The sequence below is a fragment of the Rhodococcus sp. NPDC060086 genome (genome assembly GCF_042730275.1).
Classification (GTDB): Bacteria; Actinomycetota; Actinomycetes; order Mycobacteriales; family Mycobacteriaceae; genus Rhodococcus.
In genome coordinates this window covers 80292-105538 of the sequence record NZ_JBHWWZ010000009.1, presented here as the reverse complement: position 1 = coordinate 105538, position 25247 = coordinate 80292, and the positions used below count along the sequence as shown (strand labels likewise).

21 protein-coding genes are annotated in these 25247 nt (G+C 66.3%); 13 read left to right on the top strand and 8 right to left on the bottom strand.

Annotation, left to right across the window (positions count from 1 at the left end):
* The 3 genes from ACFWB0_RS08315 to ACFWB0_RS08305 all read right to left on the bottom strand — a co-directional run bounded on the left by ACFWB0_RS08315 (nt 1) and on the right by ACFWB0_RS08305 (nt 3287).
* The gene (locus ACFWB0_RS08315) at nt 1–1470 is read right to left on the bottom strand and encodes an adenylate/guanylate cyclase domain-containing protein (protein WP_378489958.1); all 1470 of its coding nucleotides are present in this window, start codon (nt 1468–1470) and stop codon (nt 1–3) included.
* 124 nt (nt 1471–1594) lie between these two features.
* Nucleotides 1595–2338 carry an SDR family NAD(P)-dependent oxidoreductase gene (locus ACFWB0_RS08310; RefSeq protein ID WP_378489957.1) on the bottom strand — a complete coding sequence of 248 codons (744 nt, stop codon included), beginning with the start codon at nt 2336–2338 and terminating at the stop codon, nt 1595–1597.
* 25 nt (nt 2339–2363) lie between these two features.
* On the bottom strand, nt 2364–3287 hold the full coding sequence (locus ACFWB0_RS08305; protein ID WP_378489956.1) for a 3-oxoacyl-ACP reductase: 924 nt from the start codon (nt 3285–3287) through the stop codon (nt 2364–2366).
* Nucleotides 3288–3513: 226 nt separating this feature from the next.
* On the opposite strand from ACFWB0_RS08305, the gene ACFWB0_RS08300 reads away from it, so the two are divergent.
* The 6 genes from ACFWB0_RS08300 to ACFWB0_RS08275 all read left to right on the top strand — a co-directional run bounded on the left by ACFWB0_RS08300 (nt 3514) and on the right by ACFWB0_RS08275 (nt 10164).
* The gene (locus ACFWB0_RS08300; protein WP_378489955.1) at nt 3514–4122 is read left to right on the top strand and encodes a TetR family transcriptional regulator; all 609 of its coding nucleotides are present in this window, start codon (nt 3514–3516) and stop codon (nt 4120–4122) included.
* A gap of 127 nt (nt 4123–4249) precedes the next feature.
* The gene (locus tag ACFWB0_RS08295; protein ID WP_378489954.1) at nt 4250–5413 is read left to right on the top strand and encodes a steroid 3-ketoacyl-CoA thiolase; all 1164 of its coding nucleotides are present in this window, start codon (nt 4250–4252) and stop codon (nt 5411–5413) included.
* 208 nt (nt 5414–5621) lie between these two features.
* Entirely contained in the window at nt 5622–7811 is a 2190-nt protein-coding gene (locus tag ACFWB0_RS08290; RefSeq protein ID WP_378489953.1) for an acyl-CoA dehydrogenase, read from the top strand.
* A gap of 6 nt (nt 7812–7817) precedes the next feature.
* Nucleotides 7818–8687: a MaoC/PaaZ C-terminal domain-containing protein gene (locus tag ACFWB0_RS08285; RefSeq protein WP_378489952.1), complete on the top strand. Its 870-nt coding sequence runs from the start codon at nt 7818–7820 to the stop codon at nt 8685–8687.
* Entirely contained in the window at nt 8684–9340 is a 657-nt protein-coding gene (locus tag ACFWB0_RS08280; protein WP_378489951.1) for a PaaI family thioesterase, read from the top strand. Before ACFWB0_RS08285 ends, ACFWB0_RS08280 begins: the two co-directional genes overlap by 4 nt.
* A 35-nt stretch (nt 9341–9375) precedes the next feature.
* Nucleotides 9376–10164: an SDR family NAD(P)-dependent oxidoreductase gene (locus ACFWB0_RS08275; protein WP_378489950.1), complete on the top strand. Its 789-nt coding sequence runs from the start codon at nt 9376–9378 to the stop codon at nt 10162–10164.
* Nucleotides 10165–10201: 37 nt separating this feature from the next.
* On the opposite strand, the gene ACFWB0_RS08270 is transcribed toward ACFWB0_RS08275, so the two are convergent.
* Nucleotides 10202–10843 carry a helix-turn-helix domain-containing protein gene (locus tag ACFWB0_RS08270; protein ID WP_378489949.1) on the bottom strand — a complete coding sequence of 214 codons (642 nt, stop codon included), beginning with the start codon at nt 10841–10843 and terminating at the stop codon, nt 10202–10204.
* 61 nt (nt 10844–10904) lie between these two features.
* Between ACFWB0_RS08270 and ACFWB0_RS08265 the strand changes: the two genes are divergently transcribed.
* Nucleotides 10905–12089, top strand: a complete 1185-nt coding sequence (locus ACFWB0_RS08265) for an alpha/beta hydrolase family protein (protein WP_378489948.1) — start codon at nt 10905–10907, stop codon at nt 12087–12089.
* Between the two features lie 15 nt (nt 12090–12104).
* On the opposite strand, the gene fdhD is transcribed toward ACFWB0_RS08265, so the two are convergent.
* Together fdhD and ACFWB0_RS08255 are read right to left on the bottom strand one after the other, a co-directional pair.
* Nucleotides 12105–12917 carry a formate dehydrogenase accessory sulfurtransferase FdhD gene (gene fdhD / locus ACFWB0_RS08260; RefSeq protein WP_378489947.1) on the bottom strand — a complete coding sequence of 271 codons (813 nt, stop codon included), beginning with the start codon at nt 12915–12917 and terminating at the stop codon, nt 12105–12107.
* Nucleotides 12917–15235, bottom strand: a complete 2319-nt coding sequence (locus ACFWB0_RS08255; RefSeq protein WP_378489946.1) for an FdhF/YdeP family oxidoreductase — start codon at nt 15233–15235, stop codon at nt 12917–12919. The genes fdhD and ACFWB0_RS08255 overlap by 1 nt, the downstream gene beginning before the upstream one ends.
* A 155-nt stretch (nt 15236–15390) precedes the next feature.
* Here ACFWB0_RS08255 and ACFWB0_RS08250 point away from each other — a divergent pair, with 155 nt between their 5' ends.
* Nucleotides 15391–15996: a GNAT family N-acetyltransferase gene (locus ACFWB0_RS08250; RefSeq protein WP_378489945.1), complete on the top strand. Its 606-nt coding sequence runs from the start codon at nt 15391–15393 to the stop codon at nt 15994–15996.
* A gap of 175 nt (nt 15997–16171) precedes the next feature.
* Complete coding sequence (locus tag ACFWB0_RS08245) at nt 16172–16498, top strand: amphi-Trp domain-containing protein (RefSeq protein WP_378489944.1); 327 nt, start codon at nt 16172–16174, stop codon at nt 16496–16498.
* Nucleotides 16499–16584: 86 nt separating this feature from the next.
* Here the strand turns inward: ACFWB0_RS08245 and ACFWB0_RS08240 are convergent, their stop codons facing one another.
* Entirely contained in the window at nt 16585–17214 is a 630-nt protein-coding gene (locus ACFWB0_RS08240) for a hypothetical protein (protein WP_378489995.1), read from the bottom strand.
* A gap of 276 nt (nt 17215–17490) precedes the next feature.
* Nucleotides 17491–18282: a bifunctional hydroxymethylpyrimidine kinase/phosphomethylpyrimidine kinase gene (thiD, locus tag ACFWB0_RS08235; RefSeq protein WP_378489943.1), complete on the bottom strand. Its 792-nt coding sequence runs from the start codon at nt 18280–18282 to the stop codon at nt 17491–17493.
* Between the two features lie 111 nt (nt 18283–18393).
* Here thiD and ACFWB0_RS08230 point away from each other — a divergent pair, with 111 nt between their 5' ends.
* From ACFWB0_RS08230 to ACFWB0_RS08215, 4 genes are read left to right on the top strand one after another with little or no spacing between them, the layout of a single operon-like run.
* Entirely contained in the window at nt 18394–20385 is a 1992-nt protein-coding gene (locus ACFWB0_RS08230; RefSeq protein ID WP_378489942.1) for a S9 family peptidase, read from the top strand.
* The gene (locus ACFWB0_RS08225; protein WP_378489941.1) at nt 20382–20972 is read left to right on the top strand and encodes a hypothetical protein; all 591 of its coding nucleotides are present in this window, start codon (nt 20382–20384) and stop codon (nt 20970–20972) included. The genes ACFWB0_RS08230 and ACFWB0_RS08225 overlap by 4 nt, the downstream gene beginning before the upstream one ends.
* Nucleotides 20973–21016: 44 nt before the next feature.
* The gene (locus tag ACFWB0_RS08220; protein ID WP_378489994.1) at nt 21017–23689 is read left to right on the top strand and encodes a valine--tRNA ligase; all 2673 of its coding nucleotides are present in this window, start codon (nt 21017–21019) and stop codon (nt 23687–23689) included.
* Nucleotides 23686–25125 carry a bifunctional folylpolyglutamate synthase/dihydrofolate synthase gene (locus ACFWB0_RS08215; RefSeq protein WP_378489940.1) on the top strand — a complete coding sequence of 480 codons (1440 nt, stop codon included), beginning with the start codon at nt 23686–23688 and terminating at the stop codon, nt 25123–25125. The genes ACFWB0_RS08220 and ACFWB0_RS08215 overlap by 4 nt, the downstream gene beginning before the upstream one ends.
* Nucleotides 25126–25247: the final 122 nt, after the last annotated feature.

Sequence of the window (25247 nt, the reverse complement as noted above, 5' to 3'; positions counted from 1 at the left end):
TCAGGATCGGCCGCGACGTCCCGCAAGACGTGCGACGTCGCGGAGTATGCCGGGGGCCCGGCGCGCCATGGTCAGGACTGCGCGGTCGGAGAGGGTCGGGCGGGGCGGTGCCGGCGGGTGTGTAGGCCGGGTCCGGTTCGTCGCCGTGAACATCTGGACCTGGCCGGGGACGCCCTTCAGTCGATGTCTGCCCAGGTCCGTGAAATCGATGTCGGCGCCGATTCCGAGATCGCGCACCCGCTGTGAGCATCGGACCTGCCCTGGCCCGGCGGACGCGGCAATGCGGGCCCCGATGTGCACTGTCATCCCGGTCAATTCCGGGCCGGCGCGGGTGACCGTTCCGACGTGCACACCGGAACGGACCGACAACCCGAGAGTCTTTGTGGTCCGGATGATTCGATGTGCACAGTGGATGGCGGCCGCCGGACCGTCGAACACGCTCAGTGTTCCGTCACCCGCGATACCGACAAGCGTGCCCGCGCCTGCCTCGACCTCGGCACGCACCGATCTGTCGTGCGCGGCCAGTAGCGATGCGAAGTGAATGTCGCCGATCTCCGCGAGTAGGTCGGTCGAGCGGACGACATCGGTGAAGAGGATGGTGGCGAGGAACCGGTCCGCGTCGACCGGACGGATCGCACCGGTGGCAAGCTCCTCCACGTGGTCGAGCACCGGGATCAACGCCTCGCCCAGGGTTGCGCCGGCCGGGATGGGTGGCAGGTCGTGGAATCGGCCGTTCGGGACGAGTTCCGCGACCCGGCGGACGGCTTCTCGGGCGAACAGACTGTCCGGCTGATGCAACACTTCCGTCGGACATTGGATCGACGGCAACGCCCACGCGTAGTTCGCCCGCATCGCCCACTCGAGGTGTTGCTGTGCGGTTGCCGGTGTGGCCGAACAGCGTTCGAGCAGAGCCATGATGCGGCGGTTGTGCGGGACATCGAGGGCAGGGTGCGCCAGGGACGTGAGGTCGCCGTGTCCCCAGCGGGCGTACGCGCCCCGATAGGAATCGACGAACCGGTCTCGTTGAGAGGCGGTCCACCCCGCCGGTGGGTCGTCGTCGGACACCAGGGTGTCGGACCAGGGTTCGGCGAGAATCAGTCCGGACACCCGGTCGGGACATCGGGCGGCGGCCAGAGCGACCGCCCCGCAAGTGCTGGACGCTCCGACCAGCGTGGCCTGCGCGACTTCAGCATCGTCGAGCACGGCGAGAACGTCGTCGGCCTGCTCCTCGAGCGACGGGACGTGGTCGACGGGGTCGGATAGTCCGAATCCGCGGCGCTGGAAGAACAGCGAGCGCGCGAAGCTGGAGCAGCGTTCGAAGTTGTAGTGCAGATGAGGATCGGTCCACATCAGGTCCGGGTGCATCATGTCTTCGAAGAACCATGCCACCGGGTGTGGCCCCTCGCCGACGACCTGGTATGCCAGCGCGTGACCGTCGCGCTGGATGTACCGCGTCACAGGCGGGTCCATGGGACAACGATAGGGCCGCGAACGGCAGAAAACGAGGTCACGAACTCTGTCGAGTTCGTGACCTCGTCCGTCGCAGTTCGGAGAACTACTCGATGTGGCCTGCCCGCCATCCGTCGGACATGTCCTAGCGCAGTTTGATGCTGCCGCCGTCGACCATCAGGGTCTGGCCCGTCATGTAGGACGCATCGTCGCTCGCGAGGAACACGGCGACACGCCCGATGTCGGATTCGGGGTCGCCGAACCGGTGCAGCGGTGTCTTGGCGAGCAGGACATCCTCCACTCCGGGATTCGCCTCGATGTAGGCCTGGACGCCCTCGGTCAACGCGAGCGGTGAGATGAGGTTGACGTTGATGTTGTCGGCGGCCCATTCGTTCGCCGCGACCCGGCTGATCCCGCGGATCGCTTCCTTGGCTGCCGCGTACGACGTCTGCGTGACATTGCCGTCGATGCCCGCTCCGGATGCGAAGTTGATCACCGAACCCTGATTCGCGGCGAGCTGCGGGTGTGCGGCCTGCATGAGCCAGAGGGTCGGGTAGAAACCGGTCCCGAACGACAGGTCGAGCATCTCCTGTGTGGTGTCCAGCAGCGGTGCCTGACGGGATGCATGCGCGTTGTTGACGAGCACGTCGATTTTCCCGAATGTTCGGATCGCAGTGTCGATGATCGTTGCGGCGCTTTCCTTCTGAGAGATGTCCGCATTCAGGAAGGATCCGGCGCCGTCGAGTTCGGCCTCGAGAGCCGCGCCCTTGGCGTCGTCGATGTCGACGAAGAGTACCCGAGCGCCCTCCTTGACGAATGCTCTGACGATGCCGCGCCCGATACCGCCGGCCCCACCGGTGACGATCGCGACCTTCTCTGCAAGCCTCATGCCGTGCTCCTCCGTGTGGGGTTGATCAGTCGATGGCGAGTGCGGCCTTCTCCAGCTCCGCGATGCTGTAGGCAGCGTACGTCTCGTACTGGCCGCGACCGGTGAAGTACGACGACAGCTGCTCGTCGAGTTCCTCCACAGTGAACGCGGAACCGGCTGCATCGAAACGGTTCTCGACCTTCGGGGCGGCCATGAGAGCAACCATCTTGCCGTACACCACGAACACCTGACCGTTGATCTCGTGCGAGGCGGGGGATGCCAGGTACGAGACGAGGGTGCCGACGCGCTCGGGTGCGAGCGGATCGAGACCGGCGGTCGCGGAGTCGGCCTCACCGAAGGCCTGGGCCGTCATGGCCGTCCGGGCGCGGGGGCAGATCGCGTTGGCGGTGACGCCGTATCGGGAGAGTCCCTGCGCGGTGGACAGCGTCAGGGCGGTGATGCCGGCCTTGGCTGCCGAGTAGTTGGGCTGCCCGGCGGAGCCGAACAGGAACGCCTCCGACGAGGTGTTGATGACGCGGCCGTACACGGGGCCACCGGTTTCCTTGCTGGCGGCGCGCCAGTGGACGGCTGCGGCGTGGGAGGTCGCCGCGTGTCCCTTGAGGTGCACGCGGATCACGTCGTCCCAATCGGATTCGGTGAGGTTGAAGATCATCTTGTCGCGGATGATGCCCGCGTTGTTGACGAGGATGTCGAACGAGCCGAATGCCTTGACGGACTCCTCGACGAGGCGGCCACCGAGCGACCAGTCGGAGACGTCACCGGTCACGGCGATAGCCTGTCCGCCCGCTGCAACGATCTCTTCCGCAACCGCATGTGCAGCGTCGCCCATGTCGTTGACGACGACGGCGGCACCGGCTGCGGCCAGCGAAAGAGCCTCGGAGCGCCCGAGGCCGGCTCCGGCGCCCGTGACTACCGCGGCGCGTCCGGCCAGGCTGACAGATTCACCCATGGAAAGTCTCCCGTGTTCGGTCGGTTCGGCTCCTCGAAGGCGGTTCCGAACCGGAATTAGTATTCATTCTAGTTTGCGCGCGGCGGGCGTGTCGGGTGGGCGTCGTCCCGCTGTGCGGGAGTGGGTTGACGGACGCTGTGGATCCTGCTGACCAGGACCGAACCGTTCGCCCGATGTCCGGCGGCTCTACTGTCGGCCCCCGTCCGGGCAAAGGAAGAGGTGAGGCATGCCCAGGCTCTCAGAGGCTCGTGATGCGGCCGAGCCGAGTTCGGTGGAGCAACGTGCACGGCACGGGCGGATCCTGAAGGCGGCCGCGCAACTCGGTGCGGAGAAGGAACTCGAACGTGTCCAGATGCAGGAAGTTGCGAAACTGGCCGGTGTTGCGATCGGCACGCTCTACCGCTACTTCCCGTCCAAGACCCACCTGTTCGTTGCGGTCATGGTCGACCTGATCGACCGGATGGGAAGTCAGCTTTCGAGGCGGGCGCAGGCTGCGATGACGCCACCGGAGGCGGTGTGCGACGCACTCCTGCAAGCGACGCGAGCGCTGCTGCGCACGCCGCGGCTCGCGACGGCCATGATCCAGTCGGCTGCGACGTCGAATGCGGCCACGATTCCCGATGTGGCGAAAATCGACCAGCAATTCGACGGGTTGCTGCTCGATGCCGCGGGTATCGAGGAGCCGACGGTCCTGGATGCGACGGTGCTCCGGCTCGTCGTCGCATTGTGGTTCGGGCTGGTGCAGTCGGCGCTCAACGGCCGCACTTCGATTCCGGAGATCGAGTCTGATCTGCGGGTCGCGTGCGATCGGCTGCTCGGGGGCCTCGGCTGGTGAGATCGGATCCCGACGGCATCGATTCGCGTTCCTGACCAGGATGGTCCCGCTCGGTGGGACGGTACGGATGTCCGCCTCCCCGCATAATTAGAATAAATTTCAGTATCGCCGACACGCAGGGAGTGGCATGAACAACGTCGTCATCGTCGAAGCCGCACGGACGCCGATCGGGCGTCGCCGCGGCCAGCTGGCCGGGGTGCACCCCGCGGTGCTGCTGGGCGCCGCCCAGAAGGGAGTCCTGGAACGTACTGGGCTTCCCGCCGAACAGGTCGGCCAGCTCGTAGGCGGCGCGGTGACTCAGGCGGGGGAGCAGTCCAACAACGTGACCCGGCAGGCATGGCTGCACGCCGGACTGCCGTACACCACCGCAGCGACCACCATCGACTGCGCCTGCGGTTCGTCGCAGCAGGCCGTGCACATGGTGGCCGGCCTGATCGCCTCCGGCCAGATCGACGCCGGAATCGGTTGCGGCGTCGAGGTGATGAGCCGAGTGTTCCTCGGTCAGGCGAACGCCCCCGGCACAGGAAACCCCTACCCGCCCGACTGGACCATCGACATGGGCGACCAGTTCACCTCCGCCGAGCGGATCGCCGAGCGGCGCGGCATCAAGCGTGAGGACGTCGACGCATTCGGACTCGAATCGCAGCGGAGGGCAGCCCAGGCGTGGGCCGAGGGAAGGTTCGACCGCGAGATCGTCCCGGTCGAGGCGCCCGTCGTCACGAAGGAAGGCGAGCCCACCGGTGACATCGCTACCGTCACCCGCGACGGTGGTCTGCGCGAGACCACCGCGGAAGGACTGGCAGGCCTCAAGCCCGTCATCGAGGGTGGTATCCACACCGCCGGGAACTCGTCGCAGGTCAGTGATGGCGCCGCTGCCGTCCTCCTCATGAGTGAGGACAAGGCTCGTGAGGCAGGTCTGCGTCCGAGGGCGCGTATCCTCGCCTCCACGCTGATCGGCTCCGACCCGTACTACCATCTCGACGGTCCTGTCGACTCGACTCGCGCGGTGCTCGAGCGCACCGGAATGTCGTTGTCGGACATCGACATCGTCGAGATCAACGAGGCATTCGCGTCGGTCGTGCTGTCGTGGGCCCAGGTTCACGGTGCCGACATGGACAAGGTCAACATCAACGGCGGCGCCATCGCACTCGGCCACCCGGTGGGTTCCACCGGTTCCCGGCTGATCACCAGCGCACTCCACGAACTCGAGCGCTCCAACCGTTCGACTGCGCTGATCACGATGTGTGCCGGTGGGGCGCTGTCCACCGCGACCATCATCGAACGCATCTAGTCTCCCGTCCCGACACCCTGCCTGGCCGTCCGTCCGTCCGTCAACACCCCATTCACGTTGAGCGAATGTATCGTTCGTCTCGATAGATCGATCGAACGATACATTCGCTCAGAGTGGGTGGGTGAGTGGGCGGGCGTGTGGTGGGTCGGTAAGGGTGTGGCCGGGTATCGCGCACGTACACTTCCTGCTTCCATCGAAGGAACCGTTCATGACCATTGGATTGAGTGACGACGATCGCGACCTCCGCGATTCCGTCCGCGGCTGGGCCGCACGCCACGCCACGCCCGAAGTGATCCGCGAAGCGGTCGAGGCGAAAGCCGAGACCCGCCCGTCGTACTGGGCCTCGTTCGCCGAACTCGGCATGCTGGGGCTGCACCTGCCCGAAGAAGTCGGCGGCGCAGGTTTCGGCCTCCTCGAAACCGCCATCGTGGCCGAGGAACTCGGTCGCGCGATGGTGCCCGGGCCGTTTCTGCCGACCGTGGTGGTCTCCGCTGTTCTGCACGAAGCCGGACGCACCGATGCGCTTGCCGCACTGTCCGACGGTTCGCGGTTCGGTGGAGTCACCCTCCAGCCCGGCGACCTGAAGGTCGTTCGTGACGGCGACACCGTCGCATTGTCGGGCACATCGAGCTACGTGCTCGGCGGTCAGGTCGCCGATGTCTTCCTGCTCGCAGCCGACGATGCCGGGAAGCTCGCGTTCGTCGTCGTCGACCGCGACCGGCTCGACGTGACCGACCTGCCCAGCCACGACGTCGTGCGGCGCAATGCCGAGATCACGGTGGACGGACTCGCCCTCGCCGAGCGTGACGTCCTGACGCTGGACTCGCAGCGCGTCGTCGACATCGCCGTCACGCTGTTCGCGGCGGAGACCGCGGGCCTCGCCGACTGGGCCACCACCACTGCTGCCGACTACGCCCGTGTCCGTCAGCAGTTCGGCCGTGTCATCGGTCAGTTCCAGGGCGTCAAGCACACCGTCGCGCGGATGCTGAGCCTCACCGAGCAGGCTCGGGTCACCGCCTGGGACGCGGCTCGCGCGCTCGGCGAGGACGCGTCCGCAGAGGAGGCGTCACTCGCCGTCGCCGTCGCGGCGGCAACCGCCCTCGACGCCGGTTTCCAGGTCACCAGGACCTGCATCCAGGTCCTCGGCGGCATCGGCTACACGTGGGAGCACGACGCGCACCTGTACATGCGACGGGCGCAGTCCCTGCGGATCCTGTCGGGCTCGACTGCATCGTGGAAGCGTCGGGTCGCGGGCCTCACGCTCGACGGCGCCCGCCGTGTGCTGAGCATCGACCTGCCGCCGGAGGCCGAACAGATCCGCGCCGAGGTCCGCGCCGAACTCGAACCCGCCACAGCGCTCGAAGGTGCCGCGCAGAAGGCGTATCTGGCCGAGAACGGTTACACCACACCGCATCTGCCCGCACCGTGGGGTAAGACGGCCGATGCCGTCACGCAGTTGGTCATCGCCGAGGAACTGCGCCGCGCCGAGCTGAAGCCGCACGACATGATCATCGGCAACTGGGTGGTGCCGACGCTGATCGCGCACGGCAACGAGGAGCAGCTTGCACGGTTCCTGCCCGGATCGCTGCGCGGCGACATCGTCTGGTGCCAGCTGTTCTCCGAACCCGGTGCCGGATCCGACCTCGCCGGTCTGTCCACCAAGGCCGTCAAGGTCGACGGTGGATGGAAACTGCAGGGCCAGAAGGTGTGGACGTCGATGGCTCGCGTCGCGGACTGGGGCATCTGCCTGGCACGCACCGACGCCGACGCGCCCAAGCACAAGGGTCTGTCGTACTTCCTGATCGACATCAGGAACTCTCCGGGGCTCGACATTCGTCCGCTGCGGGAGATCACCGGTGAGTCGCTGTTCAACGAGGTGTTCTTCGACGACGTGTTCGTGCCGGACGAGTGCCTGGTCGGGGAGCCCGGTGACGGCTGGAAGCTGGCCCGCACCACCCTCGCCAATGAGCGGGTGTCGCTGTCGAACGACTCCTCGCTCGGCTCAGGCGGAGAAGCCCTCCTGACGCTCGCGGCGACGATGCCCGCCGGTCTGGACGACGAACAGCTCACCGTCCTCGGCTCGGTCCTTTGCGACGCGCAGTCGGGCGGTCTGATGGGCTTGCGTACGACGTTGCGCTCACTGACCGGGGCACAACCGGGCGCCGAATCGTCGATCGCCAAACTTCTCGGCGTCGAACATCTCCAGCAGGTGTGGGAGGTCGCGATGGAGTGGGCGGGCCCCACGTCATTGCGGGGGGAGCAGGATCGTTGGTCCGCGACCCAGATGTTCCTCAACGCGCAGTGCATGTCGATTGCAGGCGGCACGACGAACGTCCAGCTCAACATCATCGGCGAGCGGATCCTCGGTCTGCCCCGCGATCCCGAACCCGGAAAGTGACCTGACATGCCGATCGATGTGAATGCCGCACTGACGGCTGAACCCACCGTCCGCGAGGCCGCCTGGACCGAGCGCGACGTGCTCCTCTACCACCTCGGTCTCGGGGCAGGCGCAGACTCGCTGGATCCGGCCGAGCTGGGCTGGGTGTACGAGAAGAAACTGAAGGTCGTGCCGACCTTCGCGATGGTTGCGGGGCAGGGGATTTCGGCCGGGAATGTCACGCCGGTGGGGATGAACCTGCCGGGTATCGACATCGACCTGCGGAAGATTCTCCACGGTGGACAGTCGCTCACCGTGCATGCTCCGATTCCGGCCTCCGGCACCGCGACCATCTCGTCGCGCGTGTCGGACGTGTGGGACAAGGGCAAGGCCGCGGTGATCGTGCTCGAGCAGTCGGCCCATGCTGCAGACGGAAGCCCGCTGTGGACCTCCGCAATGCAGATCTGGGCGCGCGGCGAAGGCGGATTCGGTGGCGAGTCCGGCCCGGAGGCAGCGGGTTCGGCACCGGAGCGGGACGCCGACACGGTCCTGGTGTCGCGCACCGGTTCCGCGCAGGCCCTGGTGTACCGGCTCAGCGCCGACATGAACCCGCTGCACGCCGACCCGGAGTTCGCGAAGATGGCCGGCTTCGATCGACCGATCCTGCACGGGCTCGCGTCATACGGCGTCGTGTGCAAAGCCGTCGTCGACGGTGTGCTCGAAGGGGACCCGGCCCGGATGAAGTCGTTCTCGGTGCGCTTCGCCGGGTCGCTGTACCCGGGGGAGACCATCGAGACCTCGGTCTGGCGAGACGGCGACACCCTCACTCTGCTCGCGACCTGTCCCGAGCGGGACGGTCAGCCGGTACTGACACACGCGACGATGGAGGTCCGATGAGAGTCGATCCCGCTACGCACCCCACCGTCCGAAACGCCCCCGACGGGACGGTGCTCACGTCGGCGCCGCAGGACTCCGCCGTCGACCGGGCGACCGCAGCCGCGCGCCGTGTGGTCGATGCCCTGCTGCGTACGGATCGTTCCAACGCGAATCTCGAGCGGGTCGCGGAGGAGCTCGACAGCATCGCCGAGCACCTCGAAGAGCATGCGCCGGAGGTCCAGGAACGACTGATCGACATGTGGCACGGCGAAGGGGTCACGCGGCATGATCCCGTCACCGGCCCGGAGAACGCATTGGCCCCGCCGCTGGTTCTTGCCGGTCGCGAGGACGGGTGGGTCGAGGGTGTCGTCGAGTTGACGTTCCCGTATCAGGGCCCTCCCGGGCATGTACATGGTGGTGTCGCTGCGTTGCTCATCGATCACACTCTGGGTGTCGCGAACGCCTGGGCCGGACGGAGCGGTGCCACTGCACAGCTCAACGTCCGGTACCACCGTCCGACTCCGCTGTTCGAACCGCTGACCGTCCGTGGCCGGCTCGTCGAGGAAAACGGCCACAAGATCAATACCGTGGGTGAGATCGCGACGGCGGACGGCACGGTGTGCGTGTCCGTCGAGGCGCTCTTCATCGACAAGACGGTTCCTCGTCCTCGCTGAGGTCGTCGACGGATACTCGGAGAGGACACACCGACATGGGCAAATTGGACGGACGGGTAGCAATCGTCACCGGCGCCGGAATGGGTATCGGACGCGGGGTCGCGGGCGCACTGGCGCGTGAGGGTGCCCGTGTTCTCGTTGCCGAGATCGACGAAGCGGCGGGGGCCGAGACCGCGAAGTGGCTCACCGCCGAGTGGGGCGTGCAAGCAACGTTCGTGCGCACCGACGTCACCGACCGCGAGCAGGTGCATGCGATGGTCGACGCCGCCACGAGCGAATTCGGGCGCCTCGACATCTTGGTCAACAACGCTTGGCGTTCACTGGGTTTCGCTCGCCTGGAGAAGACGCCCGAGGAGAGCATGCAGACAGGCTTCGACATGGGCGTGATGGCGGCGTTCTGGGCCATGCAGCGCGCGTACCCGGCGTTGGCCGAGCACGGCACCGGTCGGGTGATCAATGTGTGCAGCCTCAATGGCGTGAATGCACACATGTACTCGGTGGCCTACAACGCGTCGAAAGAGGCCTTGCGCAGCATGACCCGCACCGCGGCCCGCGAATGGGCATCGAAGCAGGTGTGCTGCAACGTGATCTGCCCCGGCGCGCAGAGCGCGGCCTACCAGCGAGTGGCGGAGGCCAACCCGCAGATGGCGGCTGCGCAGGCCGCGGCGAACCCGATGGGTCGCATCGGTGATCCGCTCGAAGACATCGGCACGGTCGCTGCCTTCCTGGCGAGCGACGATTCGCGTTACCTGACGGGCAATACGCTGTTCGTCGACGGCGGAAGCCATATCAACGGCGTGCAGTGGGCGCCGGAGGTCGACTGACCTCTCGTAAGAGAACCGAATGCTCGACCTACATCGGCTACGGCTGAGGTAGGTCGAGCATTCTGCGTGCGAGCTGCAGGATCTCCGTTTCGAAGCTCGCGGAGTCGGGGGCGTCACCTGCTTCGTCGGCGCGTTCGAAGGCAGCGAATGCGCCGATGACGAAGCGCACCATCAAGCTCACCCGACGACGCGCGTCCGCGTCCGGGAGATCGAGTCGGTCGGCGATCCTGATCAGGAGACCGGACAGGACGTCGAGAGAGTCGTGCGACGGGTAGTAGTCGGCCTGGGTCGTCGCAGGCTCCGGTGTCGACAGGACGTCGAGCGGCGCTGTGGACAGCCATTGCTCGTTGAAACGCGCCCAGTAGCTCGGATGGTTCCGCGTGACCTGCGCCGCGAGCGGGTGTACATATGCGTGGACGAGCCGGTCCAGCGGGGGAGATGCCTCGAGATCCGCCGCAGCCAGCAGTGCGGCGCGCTCGGCATTCATCCGCGGCGCGTGCCGGCTCCAGATTTCGTCGAGAAGCCCGTGCCATGAGCCGAAGTGGTATGTGATGGCCGAATTGTTCCGTTGCCCCGCTTCTTTGACCACCTCGCGTGCGGCCACCCCGTGGATGCCGCGGTATGCGATCAGCCGCTCTGCGGCGTCCAGTAGGGCGAGACGGCCCGTTGACATCGTCATGTAGCCACTGTACTAAGAACATCAACTCAAGTATTAATGCAGTTTTCTTAACGGAGGCTCCATGAAGACACTCCCGTCGAGGCGCGCTGCCGCGGCACTCGCGTTCGCCTCGGTGCTCGGCGCCGGAGCATGTTCGAACCCGGCTCCCGAATCCGCCGATTCAGGTGCCATCGCACCGGGTTCGCTGATCACCGACCGTCCGATCACGACGGCAGCGGCGCTCCCCAGCGCCCAGCGCACCGAACTGATCACCTATGTATCCGAAGGCGCCGATGGGCGCCCGACGTTGGTCTCGGGCACCGTCGCGATCCCGAAGGGCGAAGCACCCGAAGGTGGATGGCCCGTGATCAGCTGGGCCCACGGCACCACCGGTGTCGGCGACGCGTGCGCTCCGTCCGCGGACACGGTCGGCGGTCCTGCGCATTCCTATGTCGCACGGACCACGGACATGCTCGACCGATGGGTCGCAGACGGTTACGCGGTGGTCCAGACCGACTACGAAGGTCTCGGAACACCCGGCGAACACCCCTACATGAACGGAGACAGCGCAGCCAACGCCGTCGTCGACATCGTGCGCGCCGCCCGCGAGCTGGACCCCGCGGTCGGTACGAACTGGATTGCGATGGGACACAGCCAGGGCGGACACGCCGCGCTGTACGCCGCGGAGGTCGGGGCCGACCGCGCCCCCGAGCTCGACCTCGCGGGAGCGGTGTCGATGGCTCCGGGTAATCGCACCAGCGACACGGCCGCGTACTTCGCCAGCGGTGGCCCGGGCATCGCGGCGGCCGTGCCATTTCTGCCCGTGCTGTTGATCGGTGCCGAAGCAGCCCAGCCGGAGTTGAGCGCCGACGCCATGCTCACCGACGCCTCGCGCGTATTGCTCACCGCGGCGCGCACCGGGTGCATGGACGACGTTCGGGCGGCAGCCGCGACCATCCCTCTCGAGCAGGTTCTCGCCCCAGATGCCGACATGGAGGGACTGGCCGCGTACTACCGGACACAGGAACCGGCGGCATTGGAGCCGACGGTGCCCACGTTCGTGGTCCAGGGAAGCGACGACGTGCTGGTGAGTCGTCCGCTCACCGACCAGCTCACCGAGGCGCTCTGTAACAACGGCGCGGATCTGACCTACCAGGTCTACGAGGGCGCCGACCACCGCGCAGTGCTCGAGGAATCCTTCGACGACGTCAAGGCGTTCACCGAAGATGTCCTTGCGGGCCAGGCTCCAGAATCGACGTGCAGCTGAACGGAGCTCGGTGGATCAGAGTACCGAGCCGGTGTAGACGTTCATCGAGTCGTCGCGAAGGAAACCGATCAGGGTCAAGCCTGATTCCTCGGCCAGGTCGACGGCGAGCGAGGACGGCGCCGACACCGCGCCGAGCACCGGCACACCGGCCATCACAGCCTTCTGCACGAGCTCGAACGAGGCCCGACCACTGACGACGAGGACGCTGTCGGAGAGCGGTATCCGGTTCTCCGACAGCGCCCATCCGAGCACTTTGTCGACGGCGTTGTGCCGGCCTACATCCTCGCGCAGTTGCAGGAGCGTCCCCTCGGTCGTGAACAGTGCAGCAGCGTGCAGGCCACCGGTGGACTGGAACACCTTCTGCTTCCGACGCATCAGATGGGGCAGTTCCGACAGCGTGCTCGCGGCGATATCGACATCGCCGGGCAGCGGAAACCGGGTGCGGGTGCGCACTTGCTCGAGGGACTCCTTGCCGCACACCCCACACGCCGAGGTCGTCAGGAAGTTTCGTGCCCCCGCGCCGTCGGGCACCGCAACGCCGGGCGCGAGCTGGACGTCGAGCACGTTGTAGGTGTTCGCGCCGGTATCGTCGACGCCGTCGCAATATCGCGCGATCGCGATGTCGTCACGGCTGCCGATGATTCCCTCCGCGAGGAGGAAACCGTGCGCCAATTCCACATCGTGGCCGGGAGTGCGCATCGTGATGGTCAAGGCTCGGCCATTCAGCCGGATTTCGAGGGGCTCCTCGACGGCGAGGGTATCGGGGCGCCGGATCGTGCGGTCCGCGGTCACTCGCAGGACTGCGCGGCGGGTAGTCACACGTCCCACTACGAATCCTTCCTTGCTGCAGATTCGAGCCGCACGGTGATCGCCTTCGACGCAGGCGTGTTGGATTTCTTCGCCACGTGACCGAGCGGCACCAGCGGATTGGTCTCGGGGTAGTAGGCCGCCGCGTTGCCCTTCGGAGTGCTGTAGGCCACGACCCGGAAGTCGCGGACGCGGCGTTCTTCGAGCGCGCCGTCGCTGCCAGTGAATTCGGAGACGATGTCGACGAGATCGCCGTCGCGGAATCCGAGGTCGGTGATGTCGTCGGGGCTGATGAAGATGACCTTGCGGCCGCCCTTCACGCCGCGGTAGCGGTCGTCGAGCCCGTAGATCGTGGTGTTGTACTGGTCGTGGCTGCGCATCGTCTGCAGAATCAGCCTGCCCGCCGGGGTCGGTACCCATTCGAGTTCGTTCACGGAGAAGTTGGCCCGCCCTGTCTCGGTGTGGAACCGGCGACTGTCGCGCGGTGGATGGGGGAGTTCGAATCCGTCGGGCTGTCGGACGCGAGTGTTGTAGTCCTCGAACCCCGGCACCACTCGCGAGATCGAGTCGCGGATGTGGTCGTAATTCGATTCGAAGAGACTCCACGGCACCGGATGATCCGGCCCGAGCAGCGTGCGTGCGAGCTGGCACACGAGGGCCTCTTCGCTGCGCAGGTGCTCGGACACCGGCTTCAGGCGCCCGCGCGACAAGTGCACCATCGACATCGAATCCTCGACGGAGACAGCCTGTTTCCCACTCGATTGGACATCGAGATCGGTGCGGCCGAGAGTCGGCAGGATGAGCGCGGTGCTTCCGTGCACCACATGGCTACGGTTGAGTTTCGTCGACACCTGCACCGTCAATGTGCACTTGCGCAGTGCGGATTCGGTGGCGGTGGTATCGGGCGTGGCGGAAACGAAATTGCCGCCCATCGCCATGAACACCGTCGCCTGCCCGTCGCGCATCGCCCGGATGGAGTCGACGGTGTCGAACCCGTGCTTGCGCGGTGTCTCGATGTCGAATTCGGTGTCGAGCGCGGCGAGGAACGATTCGGGCATCTTCTCCCAGATTCCCATCGTGCGGTCACCCTGGACATTGGAGTGGCCGCGCACCGGGCACACACCGGCGCCGCGCTTGCCGATCATGCCGCGGGCGAGCAACACATTGACGGCTTCGCCGATCGTCGCCACCGCGTGCGTGTGCTGCGTCAACCCCATCGCCCAGCAGATGACGGTCCGCTCCGAGGCGATCAGTTCGGCGGCCGTGTCGCGCAGCTGAGCGAGTGTCAGACCGGTCGCCTCGACCACGGTGCCGAGATCGACGCTCCGGACGTGGGCCTCGTAGTCGTCGAAGCCGGCGCAGTGCGCGTCGACGAAGGCACGGTCGATCACCGTGCCGGGCGCGGTGTCCTCGGCCTCGAACAGCAATCTCCCGAGTCCTTGGAACAGGGCCATGTCGCCGCCGAGGCGGATCTGCAGGAATTCGTCGGCGATATCCACGCCGCGTCCGACGACTCCGGACACCTTCTGCGGGTCCTTGAACCGCTTGAGCCCGGCCTCGGGGAGCGGATTGATCGCGATGATTCGCGCACCGTTCGCCTTGGCCTTCTCGAGGGTCGAGAGCATGCGTGGATGGTTCGTTCCCGGATTCTGGCCGGCGATGAGGATCAGATCGGCGGCCTCGATGTCGGGCACCGACACCGAACCTTTGCCGATTCCGATCGAGTCGGTCAAGGCGGTGCCGGACGACTCGTGGCACATGTTGGAGCAGTCCGGCATGTTGTTCGTGCCGTAGCTGCGAATCAACAACTGATACAGGAATGCGGCTTCGTTGCTCGTGCGGCCGGAGGTGTAGAACACGGCCTGATCGGGCGTCGGCAATGCGTTCAGGTGATCGGCGATCAGCCGGTAGGCGTCGTCCCATTCGATCGGTTCGTAATGGGTTGCACCGTCTCGCAGCACCATCGGATGGGTGATTCGACCCTGCTGGCCCAGCCAGTAGTCGGTCTTCGTCGCGAGTTCGCCGAGGGAGTGCTGGGCGAAGAACTCCGGCGTCACCGTCCGCAGGGTGGCTTCCTCCGCGACTGCCTTCGCGCCGTTCTCGCAGAACTCCGCGGGCTTACGGTGCCCGGGATTTTCAGGCCATGCACAGCCGGGGCAGTCGAAGCCGTGGCGCTGGTTGAGGCGGGTGAGGGACTGTACCGTGCGGACCGCGCCCATCTGCTCGTAGGCGCGTTCCAGCGAGACGAGTACGGCGGGGACGCCCGCGGCATAGTCCTTGGGATGGGAGACCTCGAGATCGGACTCGTCGATATCCGCGTCGGGACCGTGTCGCATCATGCCTCCATAGTGGCCTGCCGTTACGAGAAGTTCACGCCCGGCCATAAACGCACGCGTGGACGAGACCGAGGTTGCGAGCGAAATGTCGACAGGTTTCGCACACAACCTCGGTCTCGACGTGTCCTCACGCCTGCTGATCGTCGTAAGCTGCGAACATGACCGTCACGGTGCGGGCTGCCGCACGTAGCGACCTCGATCCTCTCGCCGCTGTCTTCGCAGACGCCTTCTTCGACGACCCGGTGTTCTCGTGGATGTTCCCCGACGAGGAGAGCCGCATCCGCCGAATGTCACGATTCTTCGCGACCGAGGCCCGCCATCACATGCTCGCGCTCGGCGGCACGGAGGTCGCCGAACTCGACGGCCGGGTCGGTGGGGGCTCGATGTGGGCTCCGCCGGACCAATGGCGCGCGCCGAGGGGTGCGACGCTGCGGATGATGCCGGGGCTTTTGCGCGCCCTCGGTCGGCACGTCGCCTTCGGGCAGTCCGTGGACTCGGCACTCGAAGCCGCGCACCCCGAAGAGCCGCACTGGTACCTATCGACAATCGGAACTGCTTCCCACGCTCGCGGCGCGGGATGCGGCACGGCATTGTTGAAGTCCCGGCTCGATCGTGTCGATGCCGAGCACGCGCCCGCGTATCTCGAATCCAGCAAGGAAGAGAACGTGCCGTACTACGAGAGGTTCGGATTCACCGTCACCGGTGAGATCCGCGTCCCGCGCGGTGGTCCCACGCTGTGGGCGATGTGGCGCGAGCCGCAGTGACGGGGGCGCGGTAGCGACGGCGCGGGAACCTTCCTCCTGGCCTGCGGGTTTCCTCACGTCGACGACCCGAGGAAACCCATGAAGACGGAGGAAAGTCCTATCGAACGTATTCGGACCGGCCACCTGTGTTGCGGGCGTACGGTGAGTACACACTGCGCCGAGGTGAGGAGTCGTCGTGCCGAAGCTGGAGATCAAGCGCAAGTCCGAGCTTTCCCGAAAAGAACTGTCCGATCGCCTCATCACGATCGGGCAGGCCCTCGCCGGCGGCTCCGAGGTGGAATTGGGCTCAGGCGGCGACTCGATCGAAATCGTCGTCGCCGATCGCGTTCGGTGGGAGCTCGAGATTGAGGTCGACGGCGACGAGATCGAGATCGAAATAGAGATCAGTTGGCGCGATGATCTGCCCTCGGAATCGACGTCCGAAGCGCAATCGGACTCGGCGACACCGCCTCCGGCGAAAGCGGCGCGTCGCGGCCGGCCACGCAAGAGCGCTGACAAATGATCGGCGCTTGATCACGCAGTAGGATTCGGATCGATCTTGTGGTCCTTTCCTTCGATTGCGCCGGCCACCTGCTTCGATCGAGACATCTATGCCATCTCGGGGACGTGCAGGTGCGCGATGGCGAGTTCGAACTCGCAGGTCTCGAGCACTTGGACGCCTGCCTCGCGCACCCCTGCGTCCCGGATGCCGTCGACGCGTTCTCGGTTGTGTTCCATCGCCTCGGCGCTGTCGAACGTCAGCGACGACACCCCGCGGCCCGAGACGCGGTCGAACATCAGAGCTGCGCTGCAGAACCCGTCGAGTTCCTCCATCGCGGGCAGCCCGGCCATCTTCCAGACGTCGATACCGCGGTCGATGTGTGCCGGTTCGGACTTGATCCAGGTGACGCGGCAGCAGGCACCACGCTCGGAATGGTGGTCGCGGTGCATGACCGCGATCTCCCACCGGGAGACCTCTGTCGTGCCGTGGAAGACTTCGGCTGCGTCGGTACGCAACGTCTGCACCGGTCCTTCGCTGGCGCGGAGCGATTCCTCGTCCCGCCACGAACTGGTCGCGATACACCGACCGGAGCTGCGATCGATCAGCAGGGATATTCCGAGACAGCCCTCGATGTCCGTCAGTGCGGGCATCACGGTGTCGCGCACGTGTCGGATCCCGACGTCGATGTACGACGGATGTGCATGAATGGTGGTTGAGCGTGCAAACATGAGCGGCACCCTTCTCGTCAGGGCGGCGCCGACACGGCGTCGCCGGTCGTTTCCTGTATTCACACTGCGCTCACCCTGCGCCGAAGGCAATGGACGGACGCCGTTTCTCTGTAGCGAGGATCCGCCCACGGATGCTCGTCGAACGTCGCAATCGGTGATCGCGCCTTCGTCGTCCCAGCGTCGAGGTGGGATTCGCGAAATCTTCCTCCACTTTCACGGGTTGCCGCACGCCGATGACCTGAGGGAACCCGTGATAGTGGAGGAAAGTTGATGGTCTTTCGGCGACTATGCACCCTGCCAGACGGTGTCGAAGGGGGTGTGCGCCGACACGCGACCCTTGATGCCATTCGTGACGAAATCCTTTGCGGCCTTGACTGCCTCGGCGACCTCGGTGCCCTTCGCGAGCTCTGCGGTAATCGCAGCCGCCAGCGTGCACCCGGCGCCGGACACACGTTCGTTTCCGACCTTCGGGGCGGACAAGAGGGTGACGGTCTCGCCGTCGAACAACACATCGACAGCTTCGTCGCCGGGCAGCTCCACGCCGCCCTTCGCCACGACGTACCTCGGGCCGAGATCGTGGATGCGGCGAGCCGCCTCGGTCAGGTCTTCGATGGACTCGATGGCGTCCATCCCCGACAGCGTCTGAGCTTCGAACAGGTTCGGGGTGATCACCGTCGCGTGCGGCAAAATCTGCTGACGCAGTGCATTGTCGGTGTCGAGTGCAGCGCCCGCTTCCTGCCCCTTGCAGATCAGCACCGGATCGAGCACCACGTGCCGCCAGGAGGATTTGCCCAGCCCCTCCGCGACGACGTCGATGGTCGCAGGCGTGCCGAGCATGCCGATCTTCACGACGTCCAGATCGTGCGCGGACGTGGCGGCCTCGATCTGATCGGCGATGACCTCGGCGGGTACCGGGAAGAAGCGATGCCCCCAGTTGTTCTTCGGATCGAACGAGACGATGCACGTCGCTGTGCCGACGCCGTACACGCCGAGCTGCTGGAACGTCTTGAGATCGACCTGCAGGCCTGCGCCGCCGGTCGCTTCCGAACCGGCGATGACATATGCGAGATCGACCACTGTGCGTTCTCCGTTCGATATCGGGGAGACGAAACCCGAACTGTTTCGTCGAACGACCAGGTTACAACCGGCGGCCGGACGCCCGCCGATCGCGTCACTAAGGTTCTCGGCATGACCGCCTTCCAGGACCTCGACGCCTACCTTGCTCTACCGCGTGCCACGAAGCTCGTGATGTCGCCGGATGGCACCCGACTGGTCCTTGCCCAATCCACTCTCGACGACACGGCCACGTCGTTCGTCGGTGCACTGTGGGCTATCGACCCCTCGGGCGGCGAACCAGCACGCCGGCTGACTCACGGTCCGAAGGGGGAGTCGAACCCGGCGTTCACTGCTGCCGGCGATGTCCTCTTCACCGCGATCCGGGGAGCGGACGACGAGCCGGCGTCGCTGTGGCGCCTCCCTGCCGCCGGTGGTGAAGCCGAGCAGGTTGTCGCGCGAAAGGGTGGTGTCGCAGGAGTGCATTCCGCGACCCACGCAGACCGGGTCGTGCTCGCCGCGAACGTGCTCGGGCACAGCGGCACCGACGACGAACGCGTCCGCGCCGTACGCAAGGACCGCAAGGTCTCGGCCGTGATGCATACCGGCTACCCGGTGCGGTACTGGGACCACGACCTCGGCCCGGACCGCCCGCACCTTCTCACTGTCGGCAATGACGGCGAGCTCACCGACCTGACACCCGGCGTCCGGAATTCGCTGCGCAATGCACAACTCGACGTCGTTGCGGACGGCTCGTTCGCCGCGTCGACCTGGGTAGTGGCCGGGCCCCTCGCCTCGCAACGCACGACCCTCGTGCGGGTCGACCTGGCCACCGGGCTGCGCACCCCGCTCGTCGACGACGAGACCGGCGACGCGACACACCCGACGTTGTCGCCGGACGGGACCCGCCTCGCATATCTACACGAAGCGTTGAGCGATCCGGACACACCGCCGCGGATCACCCTGCGCATCCTCGACATCGCTGACGGGATCACCACCGTCGAAGCACGTCACTGGGACCGCCGACCCACCTCGATCGCGTGGTTGTCCGACGGAAGCGGTCTGGTCCTCACCGCAGACGAAGACGGCCGCGCACCGATCTTTGTGCTCCGGTCTGCGTCCGACAGCCCTGAGCGGCTCACCGGCGACGATGCGGCGTACACCGATGTGTCCGTCGCGCCCGATGGCACGGCGCTGTATGCGCTGCGTGCGTCCTACGAGACGCCGCCGCATCCTGTGCGTGTCGCGCTGACCGGCCACGACGCCGGAACGGTGACCCCGCTCCGGGCACCCGCTGCGCTGCCGGATCTGCCGGGACACCTCGTCGACGTCACTGCGACGGCGGACGACGGAACTCCCGTGCGCGGCTGGCTCGCCCTTCCGGACACGGCCACGGAAGACGCACCGGCACCACTGCTGTTGTGGATCCACGGCGGGCCGCTGAGCAGCTGGAACACATGGTCGTGGCGATGGAACCCGTGGCTGCTGGTCGCGCGCGGCTACGCCGTGCTGCTACCTGACCCCGCGCTCTCGACCGGATACGGCGACGACTTCATCCGCCGCGGCTGGGGCCGCTGGGGCAAGGAGCCCTACACCGACCTCATGGCGATCACCGACGCTGTCGAGGCCCGCCCCGACATCGACGCCGAGCGCACCGCAGCGATGGGCGGATCCTTCGGCGGCTACATGGCCAATTGGGTTGCCGGACACACTGACCGCTTCCGTGCGATCGTGACGCACGCGAGCCTGTGGGCCCTCGACCAGTTCGTTCCCACTACCGACGTCGCGTGGTACTGGCAGCGTGAGATGACCCCCGAGATGGCCGTCGAGAACTCGCCGCACCTGTTCGTCGCCGACATCGTCACACCGATGCTCGTCATCCACGGCGACAAGGACTACCGCGTCCCCATCGGGGAAGCGCTGCGCCTCTGGTACGAACTGCTCGACGAATCCGGTCTGCCTGCAGAGGACGACGGCACCACCGCCCACCGTTTCCTGTACTTCCCGAGTGAGAATCACTGGGTGCTGAGCCCGCAACACGCCAAAATCTGGTACCAAGCGGTCGAGGCGTTCCTGTCCGAACATGTCCTGGGCACTCCGCTCGAACTGCCTGAAGTCCTCGGGTGAACCCGGACGCCCGGACGGGAACATCGCGTGAGCGCACGCCGACCTCGAATTGGTGGCGGATCGGGGTGTGCGCGGTACTGCCGATTCTCGTCGGGGCGGCGTGTGCGGTGTTGCTCGGCGCGCAGCTTCAACCGGTCACGGCGTTCATCGTCGTGATCCTCGCGGGCTGGGTTTTCGTCGCACTCGGGGCGGTGTGGCTCGTGTTGGCGCTGATCCGGCTGTGGCGATACCACCCGGACCGTCGCTTGTGGATCACTCCCGGGATCGTCGTTGCGACCGCCCTCGTCAGTGTGCTCGGAATCCCGTCGTGGATCGGATGGCAACTGTCGAAGGGTGAGCTCGAACAGCGCGCCGCCACCTGCGAGCCGTCTCTCGACGACGTGCGCGTCGGTGTCTACGACGTACGTAGGGTCACGTCCGGCCCTCGCGGCTGCCACTTCTATACCCGGGGCGGACTGTTCGATTCGGTCGGAGTCGCCCACCTGCCGCAGGGAACCGACAAGATCGGGAATCCGCAGGGGGAAGGCGACATCGGCTACCGGCACTTCCACGGCGATTGGTACACCTTCACCTCGATCGACTTCTGACTCGGGTCGTGTCCTGGTGATTTGGGTCATCCGCTTACGATTGTCTGGTGACCAGTGCGCCAGAGAACTCGCAGAACCCCGCCGACGCCCTCCCCAAGAGCTGGGACCCCAGCGCAGTCGAAGAGGAGCTGTATCAGGGCTGGGTAGATGCCGGGTACTTCGAGGCCGACCCGACGAGCGACAAGCCCGGGTACTCGATCGTGCTGCCGCCCCCGAATGTCACCGGCAGCCTGCACATGGGCCACGCGCTGGACCACACGCTGATGGATGCGCTCACCCGTCGTAAGCGCATGCAGGGCTTCGAGGTGCTGTGGCTGCCGGGCATGGACCACGCAGGCATCGCGACGCAGACCGTCGTCGAGAAGCAACTCGCCGCCGACGGAAAGAAGAAGGAAGACCTCGGCCGGGGCCTGTTCATCGACAAGGTGTGGGACTGGAAACGTGAATCCGGCGGCACCATCCAGGGCCAGATGCGGCGCATCGGCGACGGCGTCGACTGGTCTCGCGACCGCTTCACCATGGACGACGGCCTGTCCCGCGCCGTGCAGACCATCTTCAAGCGGATGTACGACGACGGCCTGATCTACCGGGCCGAGCGACTCGTGAACTGGTCGCCCGTGTTGCAGACCGCGATCTCCGACATCGAGGTCAAGTTCGAAGAGGTCGAGGGCGAACTCGTCTCCCTGCGCTACGGCTCCCTCGACGACGACGAACCGCACGTCATCGTCGCGACCACCCGTGTCGAGACGATGCTCGGCGACACCGCCGTCGCGGTTCACCCCGACGACGAGCGCTACAAGCATCTCCTGGGCACGACTCTGGAGCATCCGATCACGGGCCGACAGATCCCGATCATCGCCGACGAGTACGTCGATCCCGAGTTCGGCACCGGCGCTGTGAAGATCACCCCGGCGCACGACCCCAACGACTTCGAGATGGGCCTGCGGCACAACCTGCCGATGCCCACGATCATGGACAAGACCGGCAAGATCGCCGACTCGGGCACCCGTTTCGACGGTATGGACCGCTTCGAGGCCCGCGTCAAGATCCGCGAGGAACTCGCCGAGCAGGGCCGTATCGTTGCCGAAAAGCGGCCCTATCTGCACAGCGTCGGACATTCGGAGCGGTCCGGCGAGACCATCGAGCCGCGTCTGTCGATGCAGTGGTGGGTCAAGGTCGAAACCCTCGCCAAGGCCGCCGGCGACGCAGTGCGCGACGGCGACATGGTGATCCATCCCAAGAGCCAGGAACCTCGCTGGTTCGACTGGATCGACAACATGCATGACTGGTGCATCTCGCGTCAGCTGTGGTGGGGCCACCGTATCCCGATCTGGTACGGCCCGAACGGCGAGGTCGAGTGCTTCGGCCCCGACGAGACCGCCCCCGAAGGCTGGGAGCAGGACCCCGACGTGCTCGACACGTGGTTCTCCTCCGGCCTGTGGCCGTTCTCCACCATGGGCTGGCCGGCGAAGACCGCCGAGCTCGACAAGTTCTATCCCACCAGTGTTCTCGTCACCGGCTACGACATCCTGTTCTTCTGGGTCGCGCGGATGATGATGTTCGGCACCTACGTCTCCGGTGACGAGGTGCTGGGTGGCGGTGAGGCCGGAACCGTTCCGTTCAAGGACCTGTTCCTGCACGGCCTGGTCCGCGACCAGTTCGGCAAGAAGATGTCGAAGTCGCGCGGCAACGGCATCGACCCGCTCGACTGGGTCGACCGGTTCGGCGCCGATGCCCTGCGCTTCACACTCGCGCGCGGAGCGAACCCCGGCAGCGACCTTGCGGTCGGTGAAGACCACGCCCAGTCGTCGCGGAACTTCGCGAACAAGCTGTTCAACGCCACGAAGTTCGCGCTCATGAACGGTGCGGTCATCGGGGAACTGCCCGCCCGCGACGCCCTCACCGACGCCGACCGCTGGATCCTGGACCGGCTCGAGCAGGTTCGCGCCGAGGTCGACGAGGCATTCGACCGCTACGAGTTCTCCAAGGCCTGCGAGGCGCTCTACCACTTCGCATGGGACGAGGTGTGCGACTGGTACCTCGAGCTCGCCAAGGTCCAGCTCGCTGAAGGTAGCGCCTACGCCGACGGCACCAAGGTCGTTCTCGGCACCGTCCTCGACGCGCTGCTGCGCCTGCTGCACCCGGTGATCCCGTTCGTCACCGAGACCTTGTGGAAGGTGCTCACCGATGGTGAGTCCCTCGTGATCGCGGACTGGCCGGCATCCTCCGGTGTTGCGGCCGACGCCGACTCGTCACGTCGCATCGAGGATCTGCAGAAGCTCATCACCGAGATCCGCCGATTCCGCAGCGACCAGGGACTCAAGCCATCGCAGAAGGTCGCGGCCCGTCTGGTGAGTATCGACGCTGCAGACCTCGAAACCCAGGTTCCCGCGGTGCAGTCGCTCGCGCGCCTGACCCGGCCCGAGGACGGCTTCGATGCGTCGGCATCGATCGAGGTGCGTCTGAGTCGTGCCACGGTCACCGTCGAACTCGACACGTCCGGCACGATCGACATCGGCGCGGAGATCGCGCGCCTGCGAAAGGACCTCGCGACGTCCGAGAAGGAACTCGCGGGTACGACGGCCAAGCTCGGCAACGAGGCCTTCCTGTCGAAGGCACCGGCTCCGGTCGTGGAGAAGATCACGAGCCGCAAGCAGATCGCAGAAGAAGAGATCGCCCGCATCACCGCGCGGCTGAAGGAGCTGGGACAGGCGTGAGTGCCGACAATCCGGCGTCCGCAGATCGGCCGGGGGCACCGTCCCCTGTCGACCTCGCGGAGCTGACCCTGGTCGAAGCCGAACTCGACCGGCGCTGGCCTGAGACGAAGATCGAGCCGTCGCTCGCAAGGATTTCCGCGTTGATGGACATCCTCGGGTCGCCGCAGCTCAACTATCCGTCGATTCATGTGGCGGGGACGAACGGCAAGACGTCGGTGACGCGGATGATCGATGCGCTTCTGACCCGGATGCAGCATCGGACCGGTCGGACGACGAGTCCGCACCTGCAGGTCGCCACCGAGCGGATCAGCGTCGACGGCGCCCCGATTTCGCCGCGCACCTACGTCGACACCTACCGCGACATCGAACCGTATGTCCGGATGGTCGACGAGCAGTCCGAGGCTGCCGGCGACCCGAAGATGAGCAAGTTCGAGGTGACCACCGCGATGGCATTCGCGGCGTTCGCCGATGCGCCCGTCGACGTCGCGATCGTCGAGGTCGGACTGGGTGGACGCTGGGATGCCACGAACGTTGTCACAGGTCAGGTTGCTGTGATCACCCCGATCGGCATCGACCACACCGGGTATCTCGGTGAGTCGCTCACCGAAATTGCGGGGGAGAAGGCCGGCATCATCAAGAAGGCCCCCGAAGACGAGCTCGTGCCCCGCGACACCGTCGCGATCATCGCGCAACAGGAACCCGAGGCGATGGACGTGTTACTTCGGCAGGCCGTCGAGGCCGACGCCGCCGTAGCCCGCCAGGGCTCGGAGTTCTCGGTGGTGCGTCGCGCCGTCGCGGTCGGGGGCCAGCAGATCGACCTGCAGGGACTCGGCGGTGTGTACACCGACATCTTCCTGCCGCTCCACGGCGAGCACCAGGCATTCAACGCCTCGCTGGCTCTCGCCGCCGTCGAAGCGTTCTTCGGCGCCGGTCCGGGTAAACAGCTCGACGTCGACACCGTGCGCGAGGCCTTCGCGTCGGTCGTCAACCCGGGACGGCTCGAGCGGGTGCGGAACGCCCCGACGGTGTTCCTCGACGCCGCGCACAACCCGCACGGCGCCAAGGCCCTCGCTGCGGCGCTGGCCGGCGAATTCGATTTCCGCAAGCTCGTCGGTGTCGTCAGCGTGATGGCGGACAAGGACGTCGCCGGACTGATGGAGGCGCTCGAGCCGGTATTCGACGAGATCGTCGTCACCCACAACGGCTCGCCGCGTGCGATGGATGTCGACGACCTCGCCAACGCTGCAGTCGCGCGCTTCGGTGACGAACGCGTGGTCACTGCTGCGACGCTCCCCGACGCGATCGAGACTGCAATTGCGATCGCGGAGGAGGTCGGTGAGCCAGGTGAAGCGGTGTCGGGAGCCGGCGTCGTCGTGACCGGTTCGGTCGTGACCGCCGGAGCAGCGCGCACACTCTTCGGAAAGGACCCTGCGTGAGCAGCGAAAACCCAGTGTCAGGCGACAACGCCGAGAACCCCGACGACAACACGGTGGGGGAGCGCAGTGCCGAGAGTTCGGAGTTCCTCCCGCCGACGACCGACCCGTGGAAAGGGTTCCGC

What these genes read in the sequence shown, in the direction of transcription:
- ACFWB0_RS08230 (WP_378489942.1), top strand. Translation starts at nt 18,394, where the DNA reads ATGACCGCCTTCCAGGACCTCGACGCCTACCTTGCTCTACCGCGTGCC.
- ACFWB0_RS08275 (WP_378489950.1), top strand. Translation starts at nt 9,376, where the DNA reads ATGGGCAAATTGGACGGACGGGTAGCAATCGTCACCGGCGCCGGAATG.
- ACFWB0_RS08280 (WP_378489951.1), top strand. Translation starts at nt 8,684, where the DNA reads ATGAGAGTCGATCCCGCTACGCACCCCACCGTCCGAAACGCCCCCGAC.
- ACFWB0_RS08265 (WP_378489948.1), top strand. Translation starts at nt 10,905, where the DNA reads ATGAAGACACTCCCGTCGAGGCGCGCTGCCGCGGCACTCGCGTTCGCC.
- ACFWB0_RS08300 (WP_378489955.1), top strand. Translation starts at nt 3,514, where the DNA reads ATGCCCAGGCTCTCAGAGGCTCGTGATGCGGCCGAGCCGAGTTCGGTG.
- ACFWB0_RS08285 (WP_378489952.1), top strand. Translation starts at nt 7,818, where the DNA reads ATGCCGATCGATGTGAATGCCGCACTGACGGCTGAACCCACCGTCCGC.
- ACFWB0_RS08250 (WP_378489945.1), top strand. Translation starts at nt 15,391, where the DNA reads ATGACCGTCACGGTGCGGGCTGCCGCACGTAGCGACCTCGATCCTCTC.
- ACFWB0_RS08255 (WP_378489946.1), bottom strand. Translation starts at nt 15,235, where the DNA reads ATGATGCGACACGGTCCCGACGCGGATATCGACGAGTCCGATCTCGAG.
- ACFWB0_RS08270 (WP_378489949.1), bottom strand. Translation starts at nt 10,843, where the DNA reads ATGACGATGTCAACGGGCCGTCTCGCCCTACTGGACGCCGCAGAGCGG.
- ACFWB0_RS08315 (WP_378489958.1), bottom strand. Translation starts at nt 1,470, where the DNA reads ATGGACCCGCCTGTGACGCGGTACATCCAGCGCGACGGTCACGCGCTG.
- ACFWB0_RS08310 (WP_378489957.1), bottom strand. Translation starts at nt 2,338, where the DNA reads ATGAGGCTTGCAGAGAAGGTCGCGATCGTCACCGGTGGGGCCGGCGGT.
- ACFWB0_RS08295 (WP_378489954.1), top strand. Translation starts at nt 4,250, where the DNA reads ATGAACAACGTCGTCATCGTCGAAGCCGCACGGACGCCGATCGGGCGT.
- ACFWB0_RS08290 (WP_378489953.1), top strand. Translation starts at nt 5,622, where the DNA reads ATGACCATTGGATTGAGTGACGACGATCGCGACCTCCGCGATTCCGTC.
- ACFWB0_RS08305 (WP_378489956.1), bottom strand. Translation starts at nt 3,287, where the DNA reads ATGGGTGAATCTGTCAGCCTGGCCGGACGCGCCGCGGTAGTCACGGGC.